This is a genomic window from Gordonia sp. NPDC003504 (assembly GCF_053587995.1).
In genome coordinates, this window is sequence record NZ_JBSFPC010000008.1 from 77,328 (window position 1) to 96,440 (window position 19,113).

Genomic DNA, 19,113 nt, shown 5'->3' on the forward strand with positions numbered 1-19,113 from the left:
GGACGTGGCAGCCTCCCGGGCCGCCCTCGTCTGTCTGGGTGAACGTTCACGCTACGCGCCGCGACGTCACGGTGCGCAAACGGTGAACGGATCCGTGGGAGTGGTGTACACCTCGACCGCCGATCCGGTGGCCGCGGCGATCAGTGTGGCGGCCTGAGCACACCACGGGAATTCGGTGGCCCAGTGTCCTGCGTCGATGAGCACCGGCCCACCGGCGCGCAGCGACTCGTCGACAGGATGGTGCCGGAGATCGCCGGTGAGATACGCATCGACGCCCGCGCGGCGCACCGCGTCGAGCAAGGAGTCGCCGGCGCCACCGCACACCGCGACGGTCTCGATCCGGCGGTCGGGGTCACCGGTGGCCCGCACACCCCACGGCGTGCCCAACACCCGGGCGGCGTCGGCGGCGAACTCCCCGACCGTCGTCGGCTTCGGTAGTCGCCCGATCCGTCCGAGTCCGAGTTCAGAAGGCAGTGACGCCATTTCGATGACGTCGAAGGCGGGTTCCTCGTACGGGTGCGCCGCACGCAGGGCGGTGAGCACCGCGGCCCGCAGACCCCGGCGCGCCACCATCTCCACCCGTGCCTCGTCGACACGCTCGCGCACCCCGATCTCACCGATCGTCGGATTCGCCCCGTCGCGCGCCTCGAACTGCCCGACGCCGACCACCGTCCACGCGCAGTCGCGGTAATCGCCGATCTGTCCGGCGCCGGCGGCGAACATCGCCTCGCTGACCTGTTCGGCATTGCCCTCGGGCACCATCACCACCCACTTGTCGAGGCGAGCAACGGGTTCGGCGTCGACGGGCCGGGTGTCGAGGAGACCCAGGGCGTCGGCGAGCGCGTCGGAGACACCGGGGCGAGCCTTGTCGGCGTTGGTGTGGGCGGTGAACAGCGCGATCCCGGCTCGGATCAGGCGGTGCACGATGCGGCCCTTGGCGGTGTCGGCAGCCACCGATTCGACGCCGCGCAGCAGCAGCGGATGGTGCGCGAGGATCATGTCGTATCCGCCGGCGACCGCCGCATCGACGACGTCGTCGGTGACGTCGACGCATACCAGGATCCGACCCGCTGATTCGGCGCGGTCCCCGCACACCAGACCGACGGCGTCCCATGTCTCGGCCAGATGTGGTGGATAGGCCGCCTCGAGCACCTCGACGACCGCACCGACCGTCACCGGCACATCCTCATGAATGGCCAACGGAGATCTCCTCTCGCGCCCGCTCCAACGCCGTGACGAGACGGTCGACCTGGTCGGCCGGCCGCACCGCCAACCGCACATGGTCGTCGCCGAGACCGACGAAATTCGCAGCGCTTCGCACCGCAATACCGTTGTTGCGCAACGACTCCCGGATGGCGAATGCGTGCGGTAGCTCGATCAGGACGAAGGGCGCCGACGGCGGGGCACTCACCGACACCCCGATCTCGTCGAGCCGCCGCACCAGATGGTCACGCTCGGCGCGAACCGCGATGGCCTGCTCGGCGCAGAACCGCACCCCCTGCTCGGACACACACGCGGCCAACGCGGCCAGCGCCGGCGATGACAACGGCCAGGCCCGCCGCCCCGATTGCAGGCGGGCCAGCAGGTCCGGCGCACCCAGCAGATAACCGGCCCGCAGCCCCGCCAGCCCGAAGGTCTTGGTGACACTGCGGACGACGATCACGTCATCGAACCGACGATGCGCCAGGGACTGGGGTTCGGTGCGCCCGCTGATCGGGTCGATGGTCAGGTCGGCGAAGGCCTCGTCGACGACGAGCACCCGACCCGGACGACGCAGCCCCGCCAGCCCGTCGGCGTCGTGCAGCATCGACGTCGGGTTGGTCGGATTGCCGACGACCACCAGGTCCGCATCGGGGGGAATGCGGGACGCGACGTCGACATCGATCGGTTGCGCCGGGTCGATCACGACCTGCGTCACCGCGATCCCCGCGGCACGCAGCACCAATTCGGGTTCGGTGAACGACGGCTGCAGGAGTGCGGCGTGGCGCACGCCGAGTTTCGGCAACAACTCGAAGCCGTCGGCGGCACCGGCCAGCAGCATCACCTCGTCGGTGGCACGTCCGTGCACATTCGCGATCGCCGCGCAGGTCCGCGCGCTCGCCGCGTGCGACGGGTATCGGGCCAGGTCATCGAGGGTGACCCCGATCGCCGACCGCACGAACGACGGCGCCGGGCCGCGGACGTTGACGGCGAAGTCGAGCATGCCGTCGCCGGCCTCCTGATCGCCGTGGCGGTCGAGTGCGTGCAGCCCCGATGTCATACCGTCAGAGACTACGTGCACCATGGACGGGTGATGTCCCGGCCAGACCCAGAGTCGTCCACCACCGAGCGACCCACGACCACCGAGCCCTGCCATGCCGCAGAACCACCGAGCGCTGCAGGGTCTCCGAGCGCTGCGGGGTCACCGAACCCTGCCGACCCGGGTACCGTCCTGCTCGTCGACCTCGACGGCACGATCACCGACAGTTTCACCGGGATCGCCAACAGTTTCCGACACGCACTCGCCGAGGTCGGTGCGCCACCGCCACCCGAGAGTGTGGTCGCCGGCGTGGCCGGCCCCCCGATGATCGACACACTGATGGCGCTCGGTCTCGACGAGGAGACCGCCGATGCGGCGATGCGCGCCTATCGTGCGCGCTACACCGACGTCGGCTGGCTGGAGAATGCGGTCTTCGACGGTATGGCGCAACTGTTGGCCGACCTGTACGCCGCCGGACGCACACTGGCCGTCGCGACGTCGAAGAACCAGAACACCGCGCGGGCCATCTTGGATCACTTCGGGCTCTCCGCCAACTTCCGGGTGATCGCCGGTGCCAGCGATGACGGCACCCGGCGTCACAAGTCCGACGTGATCGCCCATGCGCTGGCACAATTGGGCATACCGCTCGACCCGCAGACACACCGACCGCAGCAACCGGCGGTGATGATCGGCGACAGATCCCACGATGTGGAAGGTGCTGCCGGATTCGGCATCCCGACCGTCATCGTGGGCTGGGGGTATGCCCTGCCCGGCGAGCGCGACGCTGCCTCTTGGAGCGTCGAGTCGATGGAAGATCTGCGCGAGGTACTCGGTGTCTGACCTACTCCACGTCTGTTTCGTCTGTACCGGCAACATCTGCCGTTCCCCGATGGGACAGAGTATTTTCGCCCAGTCGCTACTCGACGCCGGCCTGTCCGACCGCGTCGAGGTGAGCAGCTGCGGAACCAGCGGCTGGCATGTCGGCGAGGCCGCCGACAACCGTGCCCGGACCGAACTGCTCGCCCACGGCTACCCCGACGGTCACGTCGCCGCCCAGCTGGGCCCGGAGCACATCGATGCGGACCTGTTCGTCGCCGCCGACGCCGGGCACGTGAAGGAACTCGAACGTAAACGGCTCGGCGATCGGACCCGACTGCTGCGAAGTTTCGACCCGGCGGCACCCGCCGACGATCTCGATCTGTCCGATCCGTACTACGGCACACCGGAGGATTTCGCGGTCACCCGCAGCCAGATCGAGGCGGCGATGCCCGGACTCCTCGACTGGGTCCGGGACCGCCTGGGCGACTGAGACGCCCGGCGATCAGGCCGTTCGCGCGTGCTCGGCGACCCGTTCCGAGAGGGTGAGGTCGTGCACGAACCGCATCTTCTCGACGACCGGTTCGGCCAGCACGAACGGATACAGGCCACTGTGCCCCATCGATCGATTGATCTGGTTGAACGCCCAGATCGTCGGTAACCAGCATGCGATGAGCCGGTCGAAATCCGCGACGTCGGCGGGCGTCTCGTCGAGTGCTGCCTCCGACGGCGCCATCGCGAAGCGCGCCGCGGTGTCGAGGGTGTCGCGGATGTGCAGGTAATGCGCGAATGTCTCGGCGAAATCCTCCCGCGGATGCATCGTCGCGTACCCGGACACGTGACTCGCCGACCAGTCGCGCGGAGCACCTCGGGAGTGGTGACGACGCAGCGCGGCGTCGTAGTCGGCATCGGGATCACCGAACAGCCGCCGGAACTCGGCCGCCCGGGCCGGATCGGGGGCCTCGTCGACGAGCACCATCTGGTAGTAGTGCCCCAGCTCGTGGCGAAAGTGTCCGATCACCGTGCGGTAGCGCTCGGCCAGTTCGACGCGCTGACGTTCCCGATGCACCGGATACCCTTCGGCCAGATCGAGGGTGATCACACCGGCGCAGTGCCCGGTGATCACCGACACATCTCGGCTCGACAGGAGGTCGAAGGCGAGTCCGGAACGCGGATCGTCGGCGCGCGCGACGATCGGCAGGCCCAGTTCGGACAATTCCCAGATGACTCGGCGCTTGGCGGTTTCGACCTGCCCGAAGACTGCCACCGCGCGGACGTCCTCGTCGCGGGGGCGGGTCCGGGTGAGCCGACAGGACGCGCACAAGGCGCTGCGCTGATCCTTCGGCACCAACCAATTGCATTGCGCACGAACACTGTTGGCGCATCGACGAACACTCGTCCCAGCGATGACGGCGTGCCCGGAACCATCGAGCAGCACCATCGTGCCGGCGGCCGGCCAGAATCCCAGCGCGCTCCCGCAGTGCAGACACAGACTGTTCTCGAACGTCAGGCGCTGGCCGCACCGCCGGCAGAGAAAGTCACGCATCGGAACAGCTTAGTAGCGGCGTCGCACGAATCCGGGCACAACGCGCGGACCGCTTCTCGGTACCGTTGAACCATGCGCGCACTACGAAGCATTCGGCCGGGGTGGATCGCCCTGTCGATCGTCGTGGTGGCGTTTGCGGCGGCCTGTTTCATGCTGCTGGCACCCTGGCAGCTCGGCAAGAACACGGCGACCTCGGAACGCAATGACCTGATCAAGTCCGCGGTGGCCATCGATCCGGTGCCGATCAGCGAGCTCGCCCCGCCCGGTGCGCCGTTCGCCCCGAAGACCGAGTGGCGCGAAGTCACCGTCACCGGGTCATTTCTGACCGACAAGCAGGCACTGGTCCGGCTGCGGTCGGTGGAGGAGCGGCCGGCCATCGAGGTGCTGACACCCTTCCGCGTCGCCGGGAGTGATCGTGTCCTCGTCGTCGACCGCGGATATGTCCGACCCGACCAGAGTTCCACCCCGGTCATCCCGCCACCGCCGGCCGGCGAGACGACGATCACAGCGCGTATCCGCGCCGCCGAGGGCACCTCCGACGGGCGGGGCGCCCGGGTCGAGGGCGGCGCGCTGACGGTGTACACGATCGATCCGGCGCAGCTGTCGGCGGCGACCGGGACCGCCATGGACCCGTTCTATCTGATGTTGTCGCCCGGTCAGCCGGGCGCGCTCGGTGATATCGGACTGCCGCAGCTCGATTCGGGTCCGTACCTCTCCTACGGCCTGCAGTGGCTGGCGTTCGGAATCATGGCACCGCTGGGCGCCGGCTACTTCATCTTCTCCGAGATCCGGCAGCGGCGCCGGGCCGCGGCGGCGCATGCGGCTGCCGCCCAGACGCCGGCAGCGGGCCCCGACCCCGACCGTCCCGACGCGACGCCGACACCACTCGGCGATCGGCCGCAGCCGGCTGCACCGCTCACGCCGCCACCCCTGTCGCGCTCCGAACGTCGCAAACAGTTGCGCGCCGAGTTGCGTTCCGCCGCAGGCGCACCGGCAGCGGACCCCGCACCCGTCGACGACACCGCTCCGGTCGGTATCGGCGCCGGACCCGACACCGAACACGCCACCGGGACCATCCGCGACAAACTCACCGAACGCTACGGCGGCTGAGCGACTCTGCTGCTCGCACCCGGGTCCACGCGAGCGCCGCGGCGACGACCACCGCACCCACCTGCACCCGACGCGACAGCCGCACCGCCGCAGCCAGATCGGCGGTCGTCGGCGGGTGTCCGTCGCCGAGCACCGGCCGCTGCTCGACGCGGTGCGGGTAGACGGTACGCCCACCGAGCCGCAGACCCAGCGCCCCCGCGAACGCCGCCTCCACCACCCCCGCATTGGGACTCGGATGCGCCGACGCGTCACGCCGCCAGGTTCGCACCGCGCCCGCACGATCGGGACCGAGGAGCGCGACGAGCATCCCCGACACGCGCGCCGGTAGCAGGTTCAGCGCATCGTCGACGCGGGCCGAACACCACCCGAACCGCCGGTATCGATCGTTGCGGTAGCCGACCATTGCGTCGAGGGTGTTCGCGGTGCGGTACCCGACGATGCCCGGAACACCGGCGAGCGCTCCCCACACCAACGGGCCGACCGTCGCATCCGAGGTGTTCTCGGCGACCGATTCGGTGGCGGCCCGGCAGATCCCGGCCGCGTCGAGCGCGTCGGGATCGCGCGCACACAGACTCGGGACCAGACCGCGGGCACCGGCGAGGTCGTCGTCGTCGAGCGCGTCGGCCACCTGCGTGCCGACACGTGTCAGGGTGGTTCCGCCCAGCGCCGCCCAGGTGGCCGCCGCGGTGAACGCGACCCGCATCGCCGGGCGGTCGGCCGCCAGCGCACCCGTACCGGCGCCGACCGCCACGGCCGCGCCGACGCACAGTGCACAGTGCACCACCCCGGCGGTGCGGGTGTCGGCGTAGGTCACCGCCTCCAGGGAGGCCGCCAGGCCGCCGAGCCCGGCGACGGGATGGAACCGACGGGGATCGCCGACGGCACGATCGAGGAGATAACCGAGGACCAGGCCGCTCGGCGAGGGCCGGAACGCCCGCATCAGTCGGCGGACGCGACGAGTGTGCGCACGGTTCCGCGCACCAGCAACGCCTCGTTGTCGGCGATCATGGTCAGCTCGCGGTCGGTTCCGTAATCGCGCCGCACGGACTCGATCATCGACGGCGGATAGATCGGTATCTGCCCGTCGGCGTGCGGAATGGGGACGGTGTCGATCCACCCCAACGCGTGCGGGTCCACCGGTCCCGGCGACTCGCCCGGATCGTCCATCCGCTCCACCGGGGAGATGTCGGGTCCCGCGATCACCGATCCCGCGCTGCAGCCGATGTACGGAAGTCCCTCGCGCACACGGCCGTCCAGGATCTGTTCGGCACCCGCCCGCCGCAGCGCCCACAGCAGCGCGAAGGTGTTGCCGCCGGCCACATACACCGCGTCGGTCCGCTCGATCGTCGTGGCGAACTCCGCACGTTCCTGCCTCGCCCCGGACAGATCGACGACGGTCGCGCCCAGCCGGACGAGTCGGTCGCGTTCCGGTTTCGCCCAGGACGGGTCAGCGTAGGGGATCTTGGCGTCGTCGATGTAGCCGATCGTCAACTGCGACAGAGACTTTCCCGTCGTGTCGGCAAGAAACCCGGGGACCGCACCGAAGCCCCAGGACAGCAGCAGCAGATTCACCTGCGCCACGCTACTACGCCGGCGGATACACTTCGGATTCTCATGGCACACACACGTCCGGTCCCGATCGCCGGCACCTACCCGATCGACACCGGCACCGCGGAGTTGGCGCCGGACCCGATTTCCGGTGGATGGCTGTTGCAGATCAACGGCGCGCACTCCTCACACATCGATCCCGACGATCCGACGGTGCTCGACTTCGAGTATCTGCGGCAGATGGCCGCGGTCATCGACGATCGGTTCGACACCGGGGACCGCGTGCGCGTGCTTCATCTCGGTGGCGCGGCGTGCGCCCTGGCGCGTTACCTCGCCGACCGGTATCCGGAGTCACGGCACGTCGCCGTGGAGGTCGACGCCCAACTGGCCCGGCTGGTCCGCGAATGGTTCGAGCTGCCGAGGGCGCCGCGGCTGCGTATCCGGGTCGGTGACGCCCGTGCGGTCACCGAGTCGCTGCAGCCGCGGACTCGCGACGTCGTCGTCCGCGACGCCTTTGCCGGCGACCGCACCCCGGCCCATCTGACCACCGTCGAGTTCGTGGCAGCGGTCGCCGATGTCCTCACTCCGGATGGGCTCTACCTGGCCAATTGCGGTGACGGTCGTGACCTGACGCTCGTCCGCGCCGACGTCGCGGCGGTCGCGGAGGTGTTCGGCCATGTGATGCTCGTCGGCGACTCCGCCATGCTCAAGGGCCGACGCACCGGCAACGTCGTGGTGGTCGGCTCCCGAACCCCGGTGGAGCCGTCGGCGCCCCTGGTTCGCCGGCTACTCAGCGATCCGCTGCCGGCCCGGGTGATCGCGGGCGAGGAGGCCCGCGCGTTCGGCCGCGGCGCCCGACACGACCCGTAACCGTCGAGTGGGCGCCCTTTCCCGTCGAGTGGGCGCCCTTTCCCGTCGAGTGGGCGCCCTTTCCCGTCGAGTGGGCGCCCTTTCCCGTCGAGTGGGCCCCATTAACCGTCGACTGGGCTCAGATCACATAGTCCATACGGTCGAGGATCGCCGTCCCGAGGTCCTGATCGCCGATCACGGTGACCCGTTCCCGCCTAGCCGAGGTGCGTCCCCCGGCCAGGCGCGCCAGATCCGCGGCCTCCAGGCGCAGCGTGACGTCGGCGGAATCGTCACCACCGTCGAACGAATCCACCAGCCTCGCACGCCCGTTCACCGCGATTCGGATCGTCCGCGCGGCCGGCCCGCTGATGTCGAAGACCACCGTCGTACCGTCGGGTGCACCGGCACGCTTGCCGACGACGAAGGGCAGCGACGCGGAGATCTCGTCGAGCACCCAGGCCGTCGCCGCCTCGTCGGGCGCCCCACCGATCGTCGCGTCGCGCAGGTCCACCTCGTGAATCCAGCAGTCGAACACCCGGATGCGCATGAATCGGCCGTAGGTGTCGGGGCCTGCCGGGGTGAACGCATCGGCGTCGAACTCCGCCTGGGTCATCGCCCTCAGCGCCGCGGTGCGGGCGGCGATCACCTCGTCGAATGCCTCGAGTACTTCCGCACGTGACTGCGTGCGGAAGTACTCGACCCACTTCTCGTTCAGTTCGCCGATCGGATTGCGAACGTGATCGCGGCCGGCGAGTCCGTCCGGCGCGGTCACATCGCGGCCGTCGAGCATCCTCTCGGTGCCGACGATGTGGGCGATGATGTCGGCGTTGGTCCAGCCCGGAAGAATCGACGGCGCCGACCACTGCGCGTCGTCGAGGTCGGCCGCGAGTGCTCGCAGTGCCGCCCACTCACCGATCAGCGCCGGGACGAGGTCGGTGGCCGACAGTGTGGTGGTGGGCATCATGTCTCCGCTCATGGGGCTGGTGGGAACGTCGGGCTGACGATGTGACGCTACGCCCCACGACGTTGCCGATGCAGGCGGTCGCGCGGATCACCCGGTCCCGCAGCCTGTCCACCATTCGGGTGACCTGGGACTACTCGCGGTCCGACCGCCGCTCATGCCCTAGTCTGAGACGCGTGTACGGGAGTCACCGAGGGTTGCCGCGAGTAGCCATGCTGCGTGCCCTCACCGCCGTCGCGCTCATTCTCGGTGTCGTGCTCGGACTGCTCGGTGTCGCCTCACCGGCATCCGCGGTGACGCCCGGATGTGGCGGCAACCGCGTCCCCAGCGCGGACACCACACACACCACCCGGGTGGGTGGCGTGACGCGGACCTATCGGGTGCATGTGCCCCGCGGATACACCGGACGCAGTTCCTTCCCGTTGGTCCTCGCCTTCTACGGTCACGGCGAGAAGTCACCGAAGTTCGAGCGTTACACCGGGCTTTCGGACTTGCCCGCGATCGTCGTCTATCCGGACGCCACCATCGGCACCGGCTCCACCACGTCGTGGCAGGGTGCCCCGTACTCCTCGCCGAAGGCCGACGACGTGGCCTTCACCTCGACGATGCTGCGCGAGATCCGCGCGGCCTTCTGCGTCGACCGCAACCGAACCTTCGCGGTCGGGCGGTCCAACGGCGGTGGACTGGTGTCCATGCTGACGTGCCGACTGTCCGGGGATTTCGCCGCCTACGCGATTGTCAACGGCGCCTACTACGACCAGACCTGGCGGGCCTGCCCGGGTGGACGCACCGGCGCCGGCGCACCTCCGTTGTCGGTCATCGACTTTCACGGGACCTCCGACCCGATCATCCACTACGACGGTGGCGTCCGCTTCGGTGAGCGCTACACGCCGATCCCCGACGTCCTCACCGCATGGTCTCGGCGAAACGCGTGTCTACCGGCTCCGGTGCAGGCCCCCATCAGTGCGACCACCACCATCGTCGACTACCCGCTCTGCGCCGCCCTCGGCCACGAGATCGTGCACTACCGGATCACCGGGGCCGGCCACGGCTGGCCCGGCGCACGACTGGCCACCGCCACCGGACCGGGAACGAAAGTCGCTGCCACCCAGCTGATCTGGCAGTTCTTTGGCCGGCACCCGCGGACGGTATGAACCGATGAGTACCGACGACCGATCGATCTCGGATCGATCCGGGACCACCCTGGGGCCCTACTCCATCGGGGAACTGCTCGGGCGCGGCGGCATGGGACAGGTATATCGGGCCACCGACAACCGCAAGGGCCGGGTCGTCGCCCTCAAACTTCTCAATCCAGATCTCGTCGACAACGACACCTTTCGCGACCGATTCGAACGCGAGTCCCGCATCGCGGCCAAACTCAACGATCCGCATGTCGTCCCCATCCACGACTGGGGTGAGATCGACGGACTGCTCTACATCGACATGCGATTGGTCAACGGAACCGATCTGCGCGGCATCCTCAATCGTGAAGGGGCACTGCCACCGACCCGCGCGGTGGCCATCCTCGCCCAGGCCGCCGAGGCCCTCGATGCCGCCCACGCCGACGGCCTCGTGCATCGTGACGTCAAACCCGACAATATCCTCGTCGACACCCGCGACTTCGCCTACCTCGCCGATTTCGGTCTGGCACAAGCCGATACCGACACCCGACTGACAACGGCCGGCGCCGCGATCGGGTCGTTCGCCTACATGGCACCCGAACGGTTCGGCCCGGGCGAGGTCGGCGCCGCCGGCGATGTGTACGCCCTGGCCTGCGTCCTCTACGAAACACTCTCCGGCTCACAGCCTTTCGTGTCGGCCACCACCTTCGAACAGCTCATCGCCGCACACCTGAACCAGGACCCACCACAGTTGGGATCACCGATCGACCCGGTCATCGCGCGTGGCATGGCCAAGCAACCGGGTGCCCGCTTTCCGACCGCGGGCGCGCTGATCGATGCCGCGCGCGCCGCCTACGAGGGTGCCACCGGGCATCACCGGATCTCCCCACCGACGATCCTGCCCGCCGGTCCCGTCGTCGGCGGCGGCACCGGCATGACCCCGCCCGGATCAGACTCGCCGGGAAAGACCCCATCGGGCCGCTCGGCACCGTCGACCCGCTCTCCGGCACCGTCACCGGCCGGGCGTCCCGCCCAGGGCGGCCAAGCGCCCGGCCCGGTTCGACTCAACAAACCGAGCACACCCGTCGCAGGGGGCTATACGTCGGCACCCCCGACCGCCCCACCGCAACCCGCCCCATCCCAACCCTTCCCGTCGCAACCGTTTGCGCCGCAACCACAGCCGACGCCGAGCGGACACTTCGCCACCCAATCGGCTCCATACGCGCCGACCGGGCACTACACCTATCCGGCGCCGGCGGCCCCACCACGCCGCACCTCACCGGTGCTGATCATCCTGATCATCATCGCGCTGCTGCTCGTCGCCGGGATCGGGATCGGCGCGTGGGCGCTGGTACGCGGATCGAATTCCGGGGGCGGCGCCGACACCCAGGTGCCCGGCGCGGCCGGGACGACGACACAACCGGTAATCCCCACCGTGGCACCCACGACGCCGGCCGCGACCACCGCGCCGACGACGATCGCTCCCACCATCGCCACCCCCACGACCGCCACCCCCACGACTGCGGCCCCCACCGGACGGGCTGCCTTCGACCTCGGGTTGTCGACGCCGATCAGCATCCCCGCCTGCGACGGCACCGGCATCGTCGTCGTCGGCAACGCCGTCAACGAGGCGACGTGGGCGAGCGAGGTGCAGGGTTACCTGAACGCATATCCCGGCTCGAGTTACCTGCGCACCGACCAGTCGTGCTCGTCGTTGCGTCGTCGCGACGACAACGGCAATGTCATCTACGCCGTATATCAGGTGGCCGGCCGGACGATCGACGACATCTGCCGACTGCGCAATCAGCTCGGCGGACAGTCCTACGGCAAGTGGCTCGACAACACCACCGACCCGACCACCAACATCCCCGCCGCCCAGTGCGGCGGCTGACGGGTCGGCCCTCGACGGTGATCGCAGACCCCGAATGCGGACAGTGATCGTCCGCATTCTGGGGCACCATGGGTTCCATGTTGGAAACCTCGGCCCGGCTGCTGCACCTGCTGTCCCTGCTGCAGATGCGGCAGGAATGGTCGGGGCAGGAGCTCGCCGACCGCCTCGACATCACCACCCGCACCGTCCGCCGCGACGTCGACAAACTCCGTGAGCTCGGCTATCCGGTCGATGCGACGGTTGGCGTCGGCGGCGGCTACCGGCTGGGCGCCGGGGCGGAGATGCCACCGCTGCTACTCGACGATCAGGAGGTGCTCGCCGTCGCGCTCGGTCTCGACGCGGTGACCACCGGACCGGTGGCCGACATGGCCGAGGCCTCGGCGGGCGCGTTGAGCAAACTCCGGCAGGTGATGCCGTCGCGCCTGCGCCACCGACTCGACGCGTTGTCGTTGGAAGCCGTTCCGCGCCAACCCGGTCCGGGCGCGGTATCGGCCGAGACACTGACCGACATCGCCACCACCTGCCACCGGCGCGAGCGGCTGCGCTTCGATTATCGCCGCGGCGACGGCACCGAGTCACGGCGCGATGTGGAACCCTACCGGTTGGTACGCAACGGGATGCGCTGGTATCTGGTGGCCTTCGATCCCGACCGCGACGACTGGCGGTCCTTCCGGGTGGATCGGATGAAACCGAAAACCCCAACCGGACCCCGGTTCTCGCCTCGAGAACTCCCCGACGGCGGGGCCGCGGAGTTCTTGGAACGCAGTATCGGGTCGGTGTACCGGAAGGCCTCGGCCCGGGTCCGCATCCACGCCCCGCTCGCCGTGGTGGCACCAATGATCTCGGATTCGTGGGGCACCCTCGAGTCCGCCGACGAGACGACGTGCGAACTCCGGGTCTTCTCCACGTCACTGGCCTCCATCGCACGCTGGATGCATGCCTTCGACGCGGACTTCTCGGTGATCGAGCCCGATGCGCTGCGGGTCGAGTTGGGCGCCGTCGCCGACCATCACGAGACGTTGGCGGCACGATACCGTCGCGCGTGCGGAGGGTCGTCGTGACCTTTTCGTGACCGATGCCGGCGGACCCGTTGCGACTACGCCACGAGTCGCGTGGGCCGATTCCGCAGCGCGCACATCGCACCTACGTTGTCCTCATGAAGCTCTTGGTCACCGGCGCAACCGGTTACGTCGGATCACGACTCGTGTGCACGCTGCTCGCAGCCGGGCACGACGTCATCGTGACCTCCCGGAACATTGATCGGCTGGCGCGATTCGACTGGTTCGACGACGTCACCGCGGTGTCGATGGACGCCGACGACGCCGACTCGGTGTCGCGTGCCCTGAGCAGGGCAGGTGACCTCGACGCGATCTACTACCTGGTGCACGGGATCGGTCGCTCCGACTTCGCCGACGCCGACCGCCGGGCGGCCTCCCACGTCGCCGCGGCCGCCCGGGACGCGGGCGTGCGGCGCATCATCTATCTGGGCGGTTTCGTCCCCGACGACGAGAAGCTCTCGGCGCACCTGCGCAGCCGCGCCGACGCCGGCGAGGCGCTGCGCGTCGACGGTGGCGCCGACCTCGTCTGGTTACGGGCCGCGGTCATCGTCGGCGCGGGTTCCACGTCGTTCGAGATCATCCGGTACGTCGGCGATCGTCTGGCGGTCATCCCGGAACCCTCGTGGACCCGAAACCCCATGGACCCCATCTCGATTCGCGATGTGCTGCACTACCTGTCGGCGGCCTGCGATCCGGGCCTGCCACCCGGCGACTACGACATCGCCGGGCCCGACTCCTGCCAGTACCGGTCGGTGCTCGACGCCTACCTCGACTCCATCCGGATGCCGCGCGTGCGCTTCTCGGTACCGTTCGTGGGCACCCGACTCGTCGGGAAGGTGGCCGGTGTCCTGGTGCCCATCCCGTCGTCGCTCACCGAGGAACTGATCACCTCGCTCGATCACCCGATGCGTGCCGCCGAACATCGCATTCGCGACCTGGTACCCGATCCCGCCGGTGGCCTGACACCGATGCGCGACGCCGTGCGTGCGGCGGTCTCGTCGCCGGCCCCGCGATCGGTGTGCGCCCTGCGCGATCCGCACCATCTGGCCACCACCGACCCGTCCTGGGCCGGCGGCGACGTGCCCCGGTTGCGTCGACGCATCGCCGGGGCGATCATCTCTGCCGCCGGCACCGCGGGTCGACTCGGACGCACTCTGCTGCCAGTCTGACGACGTGGACTCACACGCCCGACTCACCGCCGCCTACCGCGCGCTCACCGCCGACGGCGAGACGACCGCACCGACACATCAACGCCGACGACGCCAGATCGTCACCGGTGTGCTCGTGGTCGGCGCCGTGCTGCTGGGGTTCTCGCTGTCGGCGACGCCTGGCGACGCCTCGTTCTACCCACTGACCATTGCGTTGGGCGTGGTGTGGGTGATCGGTGGTGTCCTCGGCGGCCCCCTACGAGCCGGCCGATTCGCCGTCACCGGAACCGCCGACGTACGCACCGCTGCCGGTCTCGGCGTCGTGGTCGGTGTCGCGGTCGGCGTGTGCTTCGTCGTCGGCGCCTTCCTCACCCGCCTCATCCCCTCGCTCAACGACCTGATCGGTCAGGTGCTGGCCTTCGCCGACAGCGGCAACCTCGCCCTCGTCGCGGTCATCACCCTCGGCAACGGGGTCGCAGAAGAACTGTTCTTCCGGGGCGCGGTCTTCACCGCCGCCGTCCCCCATCGCCCGCTCATCACCTCGACGGTGATCTACGTGGCGGCCACGTTGGCCAGCGGCAACGTGATGCTAGGGTTCGCCGCCATCATCCTGGGCACCGTGTGCGCGGTCCTGCGACGCGCCACCGGTGGCGTTCTCGCCCCCGTGTGCACACACGTCGTGTGGTCGACGATCGTGCTGTTCGCGCTGCCGCCGATCGTCGGGTGAGCCCGCCACGGGATCTCGGGATGATCTGGGTTTGGGTGTCACACACCCAAACCGCTACATTCATGTGTTGGTACGGCACTCACCAACCGACCCGCGCGTATAGCTCAGCGGTAGAGCTCTGGTCTTACACACCAGCGGTCAGGGGTTCGAATCCCTTTGCGCGCACCACGATCGACGCATGTCCGGCCTTCTGCATGCCGAGCGATCCCGACAGCATCCGTTTCGGATCATCGAGGGCCGGCGTGACGTCACGCCCCCTCCTCGGACACCGCAACACGGTCCGGAATTCAACAAGGCCACCCGCGGCGCGGCGGGCACGGTTCAGCTCGTCGTCGGTTGCGGCCACACCGCGATCGCGGTTCTGAAGATGAAGGACAGTCGGCCGACACCCCATAAGTCCGGCGATCCCCACGTCCCCCGCCCGAATGAACCGACGCGACCCCGAAGCCACGGCAAACACGCCACGTCGGACCATTACCCTCGCGAAATCGGTCTCAGGTGTCTTTAATTATCTGCATGGAGTCCGCACAGACACGTCGTGGCCGGGGTCGCCACGCCAGGATCGTCGTCGCAGTTCTTTCCGTCATCGTCGGTCTGACGACCGCATGCTCGGTGAGCGGTACGCCCGTCGCGGCCGGGCCCGCCATCGACGGCTTCGTCACCGGCGTCACCGCGATCAACGATTCCGGGGCGAGTTCGTCGACGGTCAGCGGCACTCTGAGCGGCGGCGACGACGCGGGCCCCAAGCTGACGCTCCGCGACAACGTCACCGCCGTCAACGGTGGCTCGTTGCTGCAGGACACCACCTCGACAGCCCCGATCCAGTCGATGCGCATCGCCTTGGAGGCCAAGCGCAACGGGCAGCCCACCGGAGCGCCGGCACCGGGATACACCGAGGTGAAACTGGGGTCGGCCACCTCCAACGCGTCGGTAGTGATGACCTTGGCACAGACCTTGCCGTCGGAGGACTTCGCCTTCTACTTCGCCGGCGTCGACGCATCCGGCAATCAGGGACCGTTGGTACGCCAGGAGGTCAAGGCCATCAAGGTGGGCACCGGTGCCGTGCAGGTGACCGCGTCCTGGGACGTCGACAGTGACCTGGACCTGATCCTCGTGGAGCCGTCGGGCAGCAAGATCTACTTCAACGAGAAGACCTCGTCGAGCGGCGGTGAACTCGATCTCGACTCCAACGCCGACTGCGATATCGACGGCAAGCGCAACGAGAACATCACCTACCCGCAGGCCGCTTCGGGCACCTACACGGTGTATGTCAACCTGTACGCGTCGTGCGGCACGTCCTCGACGAACTATGTGGTGACGGTCAGTGTGGGTGGGCAGGCACCACAGACCTATACGGGCAATCTCTCGACCCCGAACCGGACTGCCGACACCTCCGAGATCCACGAAGTCACCACCTTCCAGGTCGGCTGAACCACACTCCGTCCCGCACGCCGCGTCGACGCGCGAACGTGCCGTCTGCGACAGTGCGATCGAATGACCACCCGGGAAATCCGCGACATCGGTTGGGTATCGTGACGTCGACATCGCGGATGGCGCACCAAAGGGGGTCTGGTTGAACGCGAGCACGGGCGGGACTGTCGGCGGCTACCGACTCGTCGCGCCCATCCGCGCCGACGCCCTCGGCCAGATGTTCATCGCCGACCACTCCGCACCGCCGCGGCGTGAGGTCTTGCGGATTCTCACCCTCGACACCCGCACGCCGGAGGCCCCGTCGCAGTTCGCCCACCGGGCACGAGCGATGCAGGGTGTCATCCATCCGGGCCTGGCCGGAGTCCTGCAGTTCGGCGTCGACGCCGGCCGGGAGTGGCTGACCAGCCGTTACGTCGACGGCCATCTCCTCACCGGCGACCGACGGCCCGACGCGCAGGCGCTCGCGATCGCAGACCTGATCGCCGACGCCCTCGATCATGCCCACCGTCGTCACCTGGTCCACGGGGACCTCGCGCCGAATCAGATCCTGCTCGCCTCCGACGTCGCGGCCGGGGCGCCCGGCAGCGCCGTCCTGCTCGACCTCGGCGTCATCGGCCTCACCGGACGCCCCACACTCGATCCGCTGGCGGGCACCGCGATCTACACGGCACCGGAGGTCATCGGCGGGCAGACCGCCGGCCCGGCCTCCGACCAGTACTCACTCGCGTGCATCCTCTACCAATTGCTCACGGGTACAGCACCTTTCATCGGATCATCGGATTCGGAGGTGATCGACGGGCACCTCCATCGGCCGGCACCGCCGCTGAGCGCCCGCCGCCCCGATCTCGCAGCCGCCGACCGGGTGTTCGGACACGCCCTCGACAAGGCGCCCACCCGTCGCTATCCGGACTGCCGGTCGTTCGTCGCCAGTGTCGCTGCGGTACTCGGCGGTTCCGGCGCGGCAGCGCCTTCGGTTGCACCCGAGGCGGCACCGTCTCTGCGTGGACGCGGCCAGTCATCCACGCCCGCGCCCGAGGCGGCACCCGTTCCACCGCCATCCGCGCCCGCACCGAGACACACCACGGCGCCGGCCACCACACCGCCGGAGTCCGACTCCGGGACAACAGGTACCCCGTCGGCCGGTGCACTCGCCGCTCCACCGGCCGCTCCCTCGGCATCGGCGCCCACCCTGGTGCCCACCGACACGACGCCTCCGCCACCGGTTCCGTCGGCGTTCACCGAACCTCCGCGCCCGCCCGCGGCTGCGCCGCCGGTGAGCGGACCGCCGCAGACCTCCACCTCGTCGCAAGCCCTCCTCACTCCTTCGGCGACACCATCGGGGACGACCTCGCCCGACGCGCTACCCCCAACGGCCGACCGCTCACCCGGCCCGGAGCGTGTCGGCCACACCTACCCCGGCAGCGCAGCCCCGACGGCACCGAACCCCGACGCCGCCACACCCACGCCGCGCCGTCGGCCGCGACGCGCTCTGGCGATCGGCCTCGGCGTCCTGGCCGCGGTGATCGTCGCGGCGGTTGCCGTGGGCGCCACCCTGCTGGTCGTCGGCGACGGGTCCGGTGAACTGACCCAAGTGACGGCCACGACGCTGTCGACCGGACACGGCACCACGTGCACGATCCGCGACAAACAGGCCTTCTGCTGGGGCGATTCCGCCGACGGCAAACTCGCGACCGGTGCCACCACGCCCGCGATGACGCCGGTGAAGGTCGAGGGACTGAGCAATGTCACCGCCATCTCGGTGGGCTGGACCTCGGCGTGCGCGGTGGCGGGCGGTTCGCTCTACTGCTGGGGCGGCAACGCCGACGGCCAACTCGGCGACGGCACCACCACCGACCACCCGACGCCCGTCAAGGTCGGCTCGTTGACCCACGTGACATCGGTGGCGGTCGGCTCGGATGTGTACCTGTCCGGCAACGACGTTCGCTCCGCGTCGACGACCTGCGCGGTCGCCGACGGCGGTGCCTACTGCTGGGGAGCCAACACCCACGGTCAAATCGGCAACGGCACCACCGACCCGAGCACCACCCCGACCAAGGTCCGGGGCGTCACCGACGTCACCGCAATGACCACCGACTCTGCCCAGACCTGCGCGTTGACCCGCTCGGGGGATGTGTACTGCTGGGGCGACAATCGGCAAGGCCAACTGGGCGACGGCACGATGACCGACCAGCGCTCCCCGGTCCGCATTCCGAACATCGCGTCGGTCACCGACCTCACGACGTCGGTCGGCACCACGTGCGCGGTCAGCGAGTCCACCCTGTGGTGCTGGGGCAACAACACCTACGGCCAGATCGGCGAGGGGACACGACGACTCACGCGCGTGCCGACACAGGTGGCCGGGGTATCGAATGTCCGCAGCGTCGCGCTGGGAGGCCAGACCATCTGCGCCACCACCGACGACGCACCGTATTGCTGGGGCAACAACAACAGCAACGCGGCGGTGAAGGACCCGCGCGGGTACCTGCTGACACCGACCAAGGTCACCGGCATCACCGGAACGGCGACAGCGGTGACGACGGCGGCCGCGACGACCTGCGCCGCCACCGACCAGTCGGTGTACTGCTGGGGCTACAACCAGGACGGTGAGGCCGGTATCGGTACCGCCGACTACATCGAGTCGCCGACCGAGGTCGCGTTCTGATGCGGG

At 69.2% G+C, this 19,113-nt stretch carries 17 protein-coding genes and 1 tRNA gene; 12 read left to right on the forward strand and 6 right to left on the reverse strand.

The features are described from left to right. Positions 1-66: 66 nt before the first annotated feature. The gene (locus ACWDPV_RS15725; RefSeq protein ID WP_449743751.1) at positions 67-1,200 is read right to left on the reverse strand and encodes a Nif3-like dinuclear metal center hexameric protein; all 1,134 of its coding nucleotides are present in this window, start codon (positions 1,198-1,200) and stop codon (positions 67-69) included. After that, on the reverse strand, positions 1,187-2,284 hold the full coding sequence (cobC, locus tag ACWDPV_RS15730; RefSeq protein ID WP_449743752.1) for an Rv2231c family pyridoxal phosphate-dependent protein CobC: 1,098 nt from the start codon (positions 2,282-2,284) through the stop codon (positions 1,187-1,189). Before cobC ends, ACWDPV_RS15725 begins: the two co-directional genes overlap by 14 nt. Positions 2,285-2,293: 9 nt before the next feature. Between cobC and ACWDPV_RS15735 the strand changes: the two genes are divergently transcribed. Both ACWDPV_RS15735 and ACWDPV_RS15740 read left to right on the forward strand, forming a co-directional pair. Continuing rightward, a complete protein-coding gene (locus ACWDPV_RS15735) occupies positions 2,294-3,079 on the forward strand; it encodes an HAD hydrolase-like protein (protein WP_348804162.1) in 786 nt (261 codons plus the stop codon). Further along, entirely contained in the window at positions 3,072-3,548 is a 477-nt protein-coding gene (locus ACWDPV_RS15740) for a low molecular weight protein-tyrosine-phosphatase (RefSeq protein ID WP_449743753.1), read from the forward strand. The genes ACWDPV_RS15735 and ACWDPV_RS15740 overlap by 8 nt, the downstream gene beginning before the upstream one ends. A 12-nt stretch (positions 3,549-3,560) precedes the next feature. Here ACWDPV_RS15740 and ACWDPV_RS15745 read toward each other — a convergent pair whose 3' ends face one another. Then, positions 3,561-4,601: a zinc-binding metallopeptidase family protein gene (locus ACWDPV_RS15745; RefSeq protein WP_449743754.1), complete on the reverse strand. Its 1,041-nt coding sequence runs from the start codon at positions 4,599-4,601 to the stop codon at positions 3,561-3,563. 72 nt (positions 4,602-4,673) lie between these two features. Here ACWDPV_RS15745 and ACWDPV_RS15750 point away from each other — a divergent pair, with 72 nt between their 5' ends. After that, positions 4,674-5,711 (forward strand): SURF1 family cytochrome oxidase biogenesis protein, encoded by a 1,038-nt coding sequence (locus ACWDPV_RS15750; protein WP_449743755.1) that lies wholly within the window; start codon positions 4,674-4,676, stop codon positions 5,709-5,711. Here the strand turns inward: ACWDPV_RS15750 and ACWDPV_RS15755 are convergent. Both ACWDPV_RS15755 and ACWDPV_RS15760 read right to left on the reverse strand, forming a co-directional pair. Continuing rightward, the gene (locus ACWDPV_RS15755; protein ID WP_449743756.1) at positions 5,689-6,651 is read right to left on the reverse strand and encodes a cobalamin biosynthesis protein; all 963 of its coding nucleotides are present in this window, start codon (positions 6,649-6,651) and stop codon (positions 5,689-5,691) included. The two genes, ACWDPV_RS15750 and ACWDPV_RS15755, sit on opposite strands and share 23 nt — an antisense overlap. Then, positions 6,651-7,283 carry a Type 1 glutamine amidotransferase-like domain-containing protein gene (locus tag ACWDPV_RS15760; RefSeq protein WP_449743757.1) on the reverse strand — a complete coding sequence of 211 codons (633 nt, stop codon included), beginning with the start codon at positions 7,281-7,283 and terminating at the stop codon, positions 6,651-6,653. The genes ACWDPV_RS15755 and ACWDPV_RS15760 overlap by 1 nt, the downstream gene beginning before the upstream one ends. Before the next feature lie 42 nt (positions 7,284-7,325). Between ACWDPV_RS15760 and ACWDPV_RS15765 the strand changes: the two genes are divergently transcribed. Then, positions 7,326-8,129 (forward strand): spermidine synthase, encoded by an 804-nt coding sequence (locus ACWDPV_RS15765; protein WP_449743758.1) that lies wholly within the window; start codon positions 7,326-7,328, stop codon positions 8,127-8,129. Between the two features lie 118 nt (positions 8,130-8,247). Here ACWDPV_RS15765 and ACWDPV_RS15770 read toward each other — a convergent pair whose 3' ends face one another. Continuing rightward, entirely contained in the window at positions 8,248-9,069 is an 822-nt protein-coding gene (locus tag ACWDPV_RS15770) for a maleylpyruvate isomerase family mycothiol-dependent enzyme (protein WP_449743883.1), read from the reverse strand. Positions 9,070-9,281: 212 nt separating this feature from the next. On the opposite strand from ACWDPV_RS15770, the gene ACWDPV_RS15775 reads away from it, so the two are divergent. From ACWDPV_RS15775 to ACWDPV_RS15810, 8 genes are all read left to right on the forward strand, one after another. Beyond that, positions 9,282-10,223 (forward strand): alpha/beta hydrolase family esterase, encoded by a 942-nt coding sequence (locus ACWDPV_RS15775; RefSeq protein ID WP_449743759.1) that lies wholly within the window; start codon positions 9,282-9,284, stop codon positions 10,221-10,223. Positions 10,224-10,227: 4 nt separating this feature from the next. Beyond that, on the forward strand, positions 10,228-12,081 hold the full coding sequence (locus tag ACWDPV_RS15780) for a protein kinase domain-containing protein (RefSeq protein ID WP_449743760.1): 1,854 nt from the start codon (positions 10,228-10,230) through the stop codon (positions 12,079-12,081). A gap of 77 nt (positions 12,082-12,158) precedes the next feature. Then, a complete protein-coding gene (locus tag ACWDPV_RS15785; protein WP_449743761.1) occupies positions 12,159-13,142 on the forward strand; it encodes a helix-turn-helix transcriptional regulator in 984 nt (327 codons plus the stop codon). A gap of 95 nt (positions 13,143-13,237) precedes the next feature. After that, the gene (locus ACWDPV_RS15790) at positions 13,238-14,308 is read left to right on the forward strand and encodes an NAD(P)H-binding protein (protein WP_449743762.1); all 1,071 of its coding nucleotides are present in this window, start codon (positions 13,238-13,240) and stop codon (positions 14,306-14,308) included. Between the two features lie 4 nt (positions 14,309-14,312). Next, positions 14,313-15,014, forward strand: a complete 702-nt coding sequence (locus ACWDPV_RS15795) for a CPBP family glutamic-type intramembrane protease (RefSeq protein ID WP_449743763.1) — start codon at positions 14,313-14,315, stop codon at positions 15,012-15,014. 93 nt (positions 15,015-15,107) lie between these two features. Then, positions 15,108-15,182, forward strand: a tRNA-Val gene (locus tag ACWDPV_RS15800). A 348-nt stretch (positions 15,183-15,530) separates the two neighbouring features. Beyond that, a complete protein-coding gene (locus ACWDPV_RS15805; protein ID WP_449743764.1) occupies positions 15,531-16,445 on the forward strand; it encodes a YfaP family protein in 915 nt (304 codons plus the stop codon). Between the two features lie 142 nt (positions 16,446-16,587). After that, on the forward strand, positions 16,588-19,107 hold the full coding sequence (locus tag ACWDPV_RS15810) for a protein kinase domain-containing protein (protein ID WP_449743765.1): 2,520 nt from the start codon (positions 16,588-16,590) through the stop codon (positions 19,105-19,107). The last annotated feature ends 6 nt before the right edge of the window (positions 19,108-19,113 follow it).

What these genes read in the sequence shown, in the direction of transcription:
- cobC (WP_449743752.1), bottom strand. Translation starts at nt 2,284, where the DNA reads ATGGTGCACGTAGTCTCTGACGGTATGACATCGGGGCTGCACGCACTC.
- ACWDPV_RS15735 (WP_348804162.1), top strand. Translation starts at nt 2,294, where the DNA reads ATGTCCCGGCCAGACCCAGAGTCGTCCACCACCGAGCGACCCACGACC.
- ACWDPV_RS15745 (WP_449743754.1), bottom strand. Translation starts at nt 4,601, where the DNA reads ATGCGTGACTTTCTCTGCCGGCGGTGCGGCCAGCGCCTGACGTTCGAG.
- ACWDPV_RS15750 (WP_449743755.1), top strand. Translation starts at nt 4,674, where the DNA reads ATGCGCGCACTACGAAGCATTCGGCCGGGGTGGATCGCCCTGTCGATC.
- ACWDPV_RS15755 (WP_449743756.1), bottom strand. Translation starts at nt 6,651, where the DNA reads ATGCGGGCGTTCCGGCCCTCGCCGAGCGGCCTGGTCCTCGGTTATCTC.
- ACWDPV_RS15765 (WP_449743758.1), top strand. Translation starts at nt 7,326, where the DNA reads ATGGCACACACACGTCCGGTCCCGATCGCCGGCACCTACCCGATCGAC.
- ACWDPV_RS15770 (WP_449743883.1), bottom strand. Translation starts at nt 9,069, where the DNA reads ATGCCCACCACCACACTGTCGGCCACCGACCTCGTCCCGGCGCTGATC.
- ACWDPV_RS15775 (WP_449743759.1), top strand. Translation starts at nt 9,282, where the DNA reads ATGCTGCGTGCCCTCACCGCCGTCGCGCTCATTCTCGGTGTCGTGCTC.
- ACWDPV_RS15780 (WP_449743760.1), top strand. Translation starts at nt 10,228, where the DNA reads ATGAGTACCGACGACCGATCGATCTCGGATCGATCCGGGACCACCCTG.
- ACWDPV_RS15785 (WP_449743761.1), top strand. Translation starts at nt 12,159, where the DNA reads ATGTTGGAAACCTCGGCCCGGCTGCTGCACCTGCTGTCCCTGCTGCAG.
- ACWDPV_RS15790 (WP_449743762.1), top strand. Translation starts at nt 13,238, where the DNA reads ATGAAGCTCTTGGTCACCGGCGCAACCGGTTACGTCGGATCACGACTC.
- ACWDPV_RS15805 (WP_449743764.1), top strand. Translation starts at nt 15,531, where the DNA reads ATGGAGTCCGCACAGACACGTCGTGGCCGGGGTCGCCACGCCAGGATC.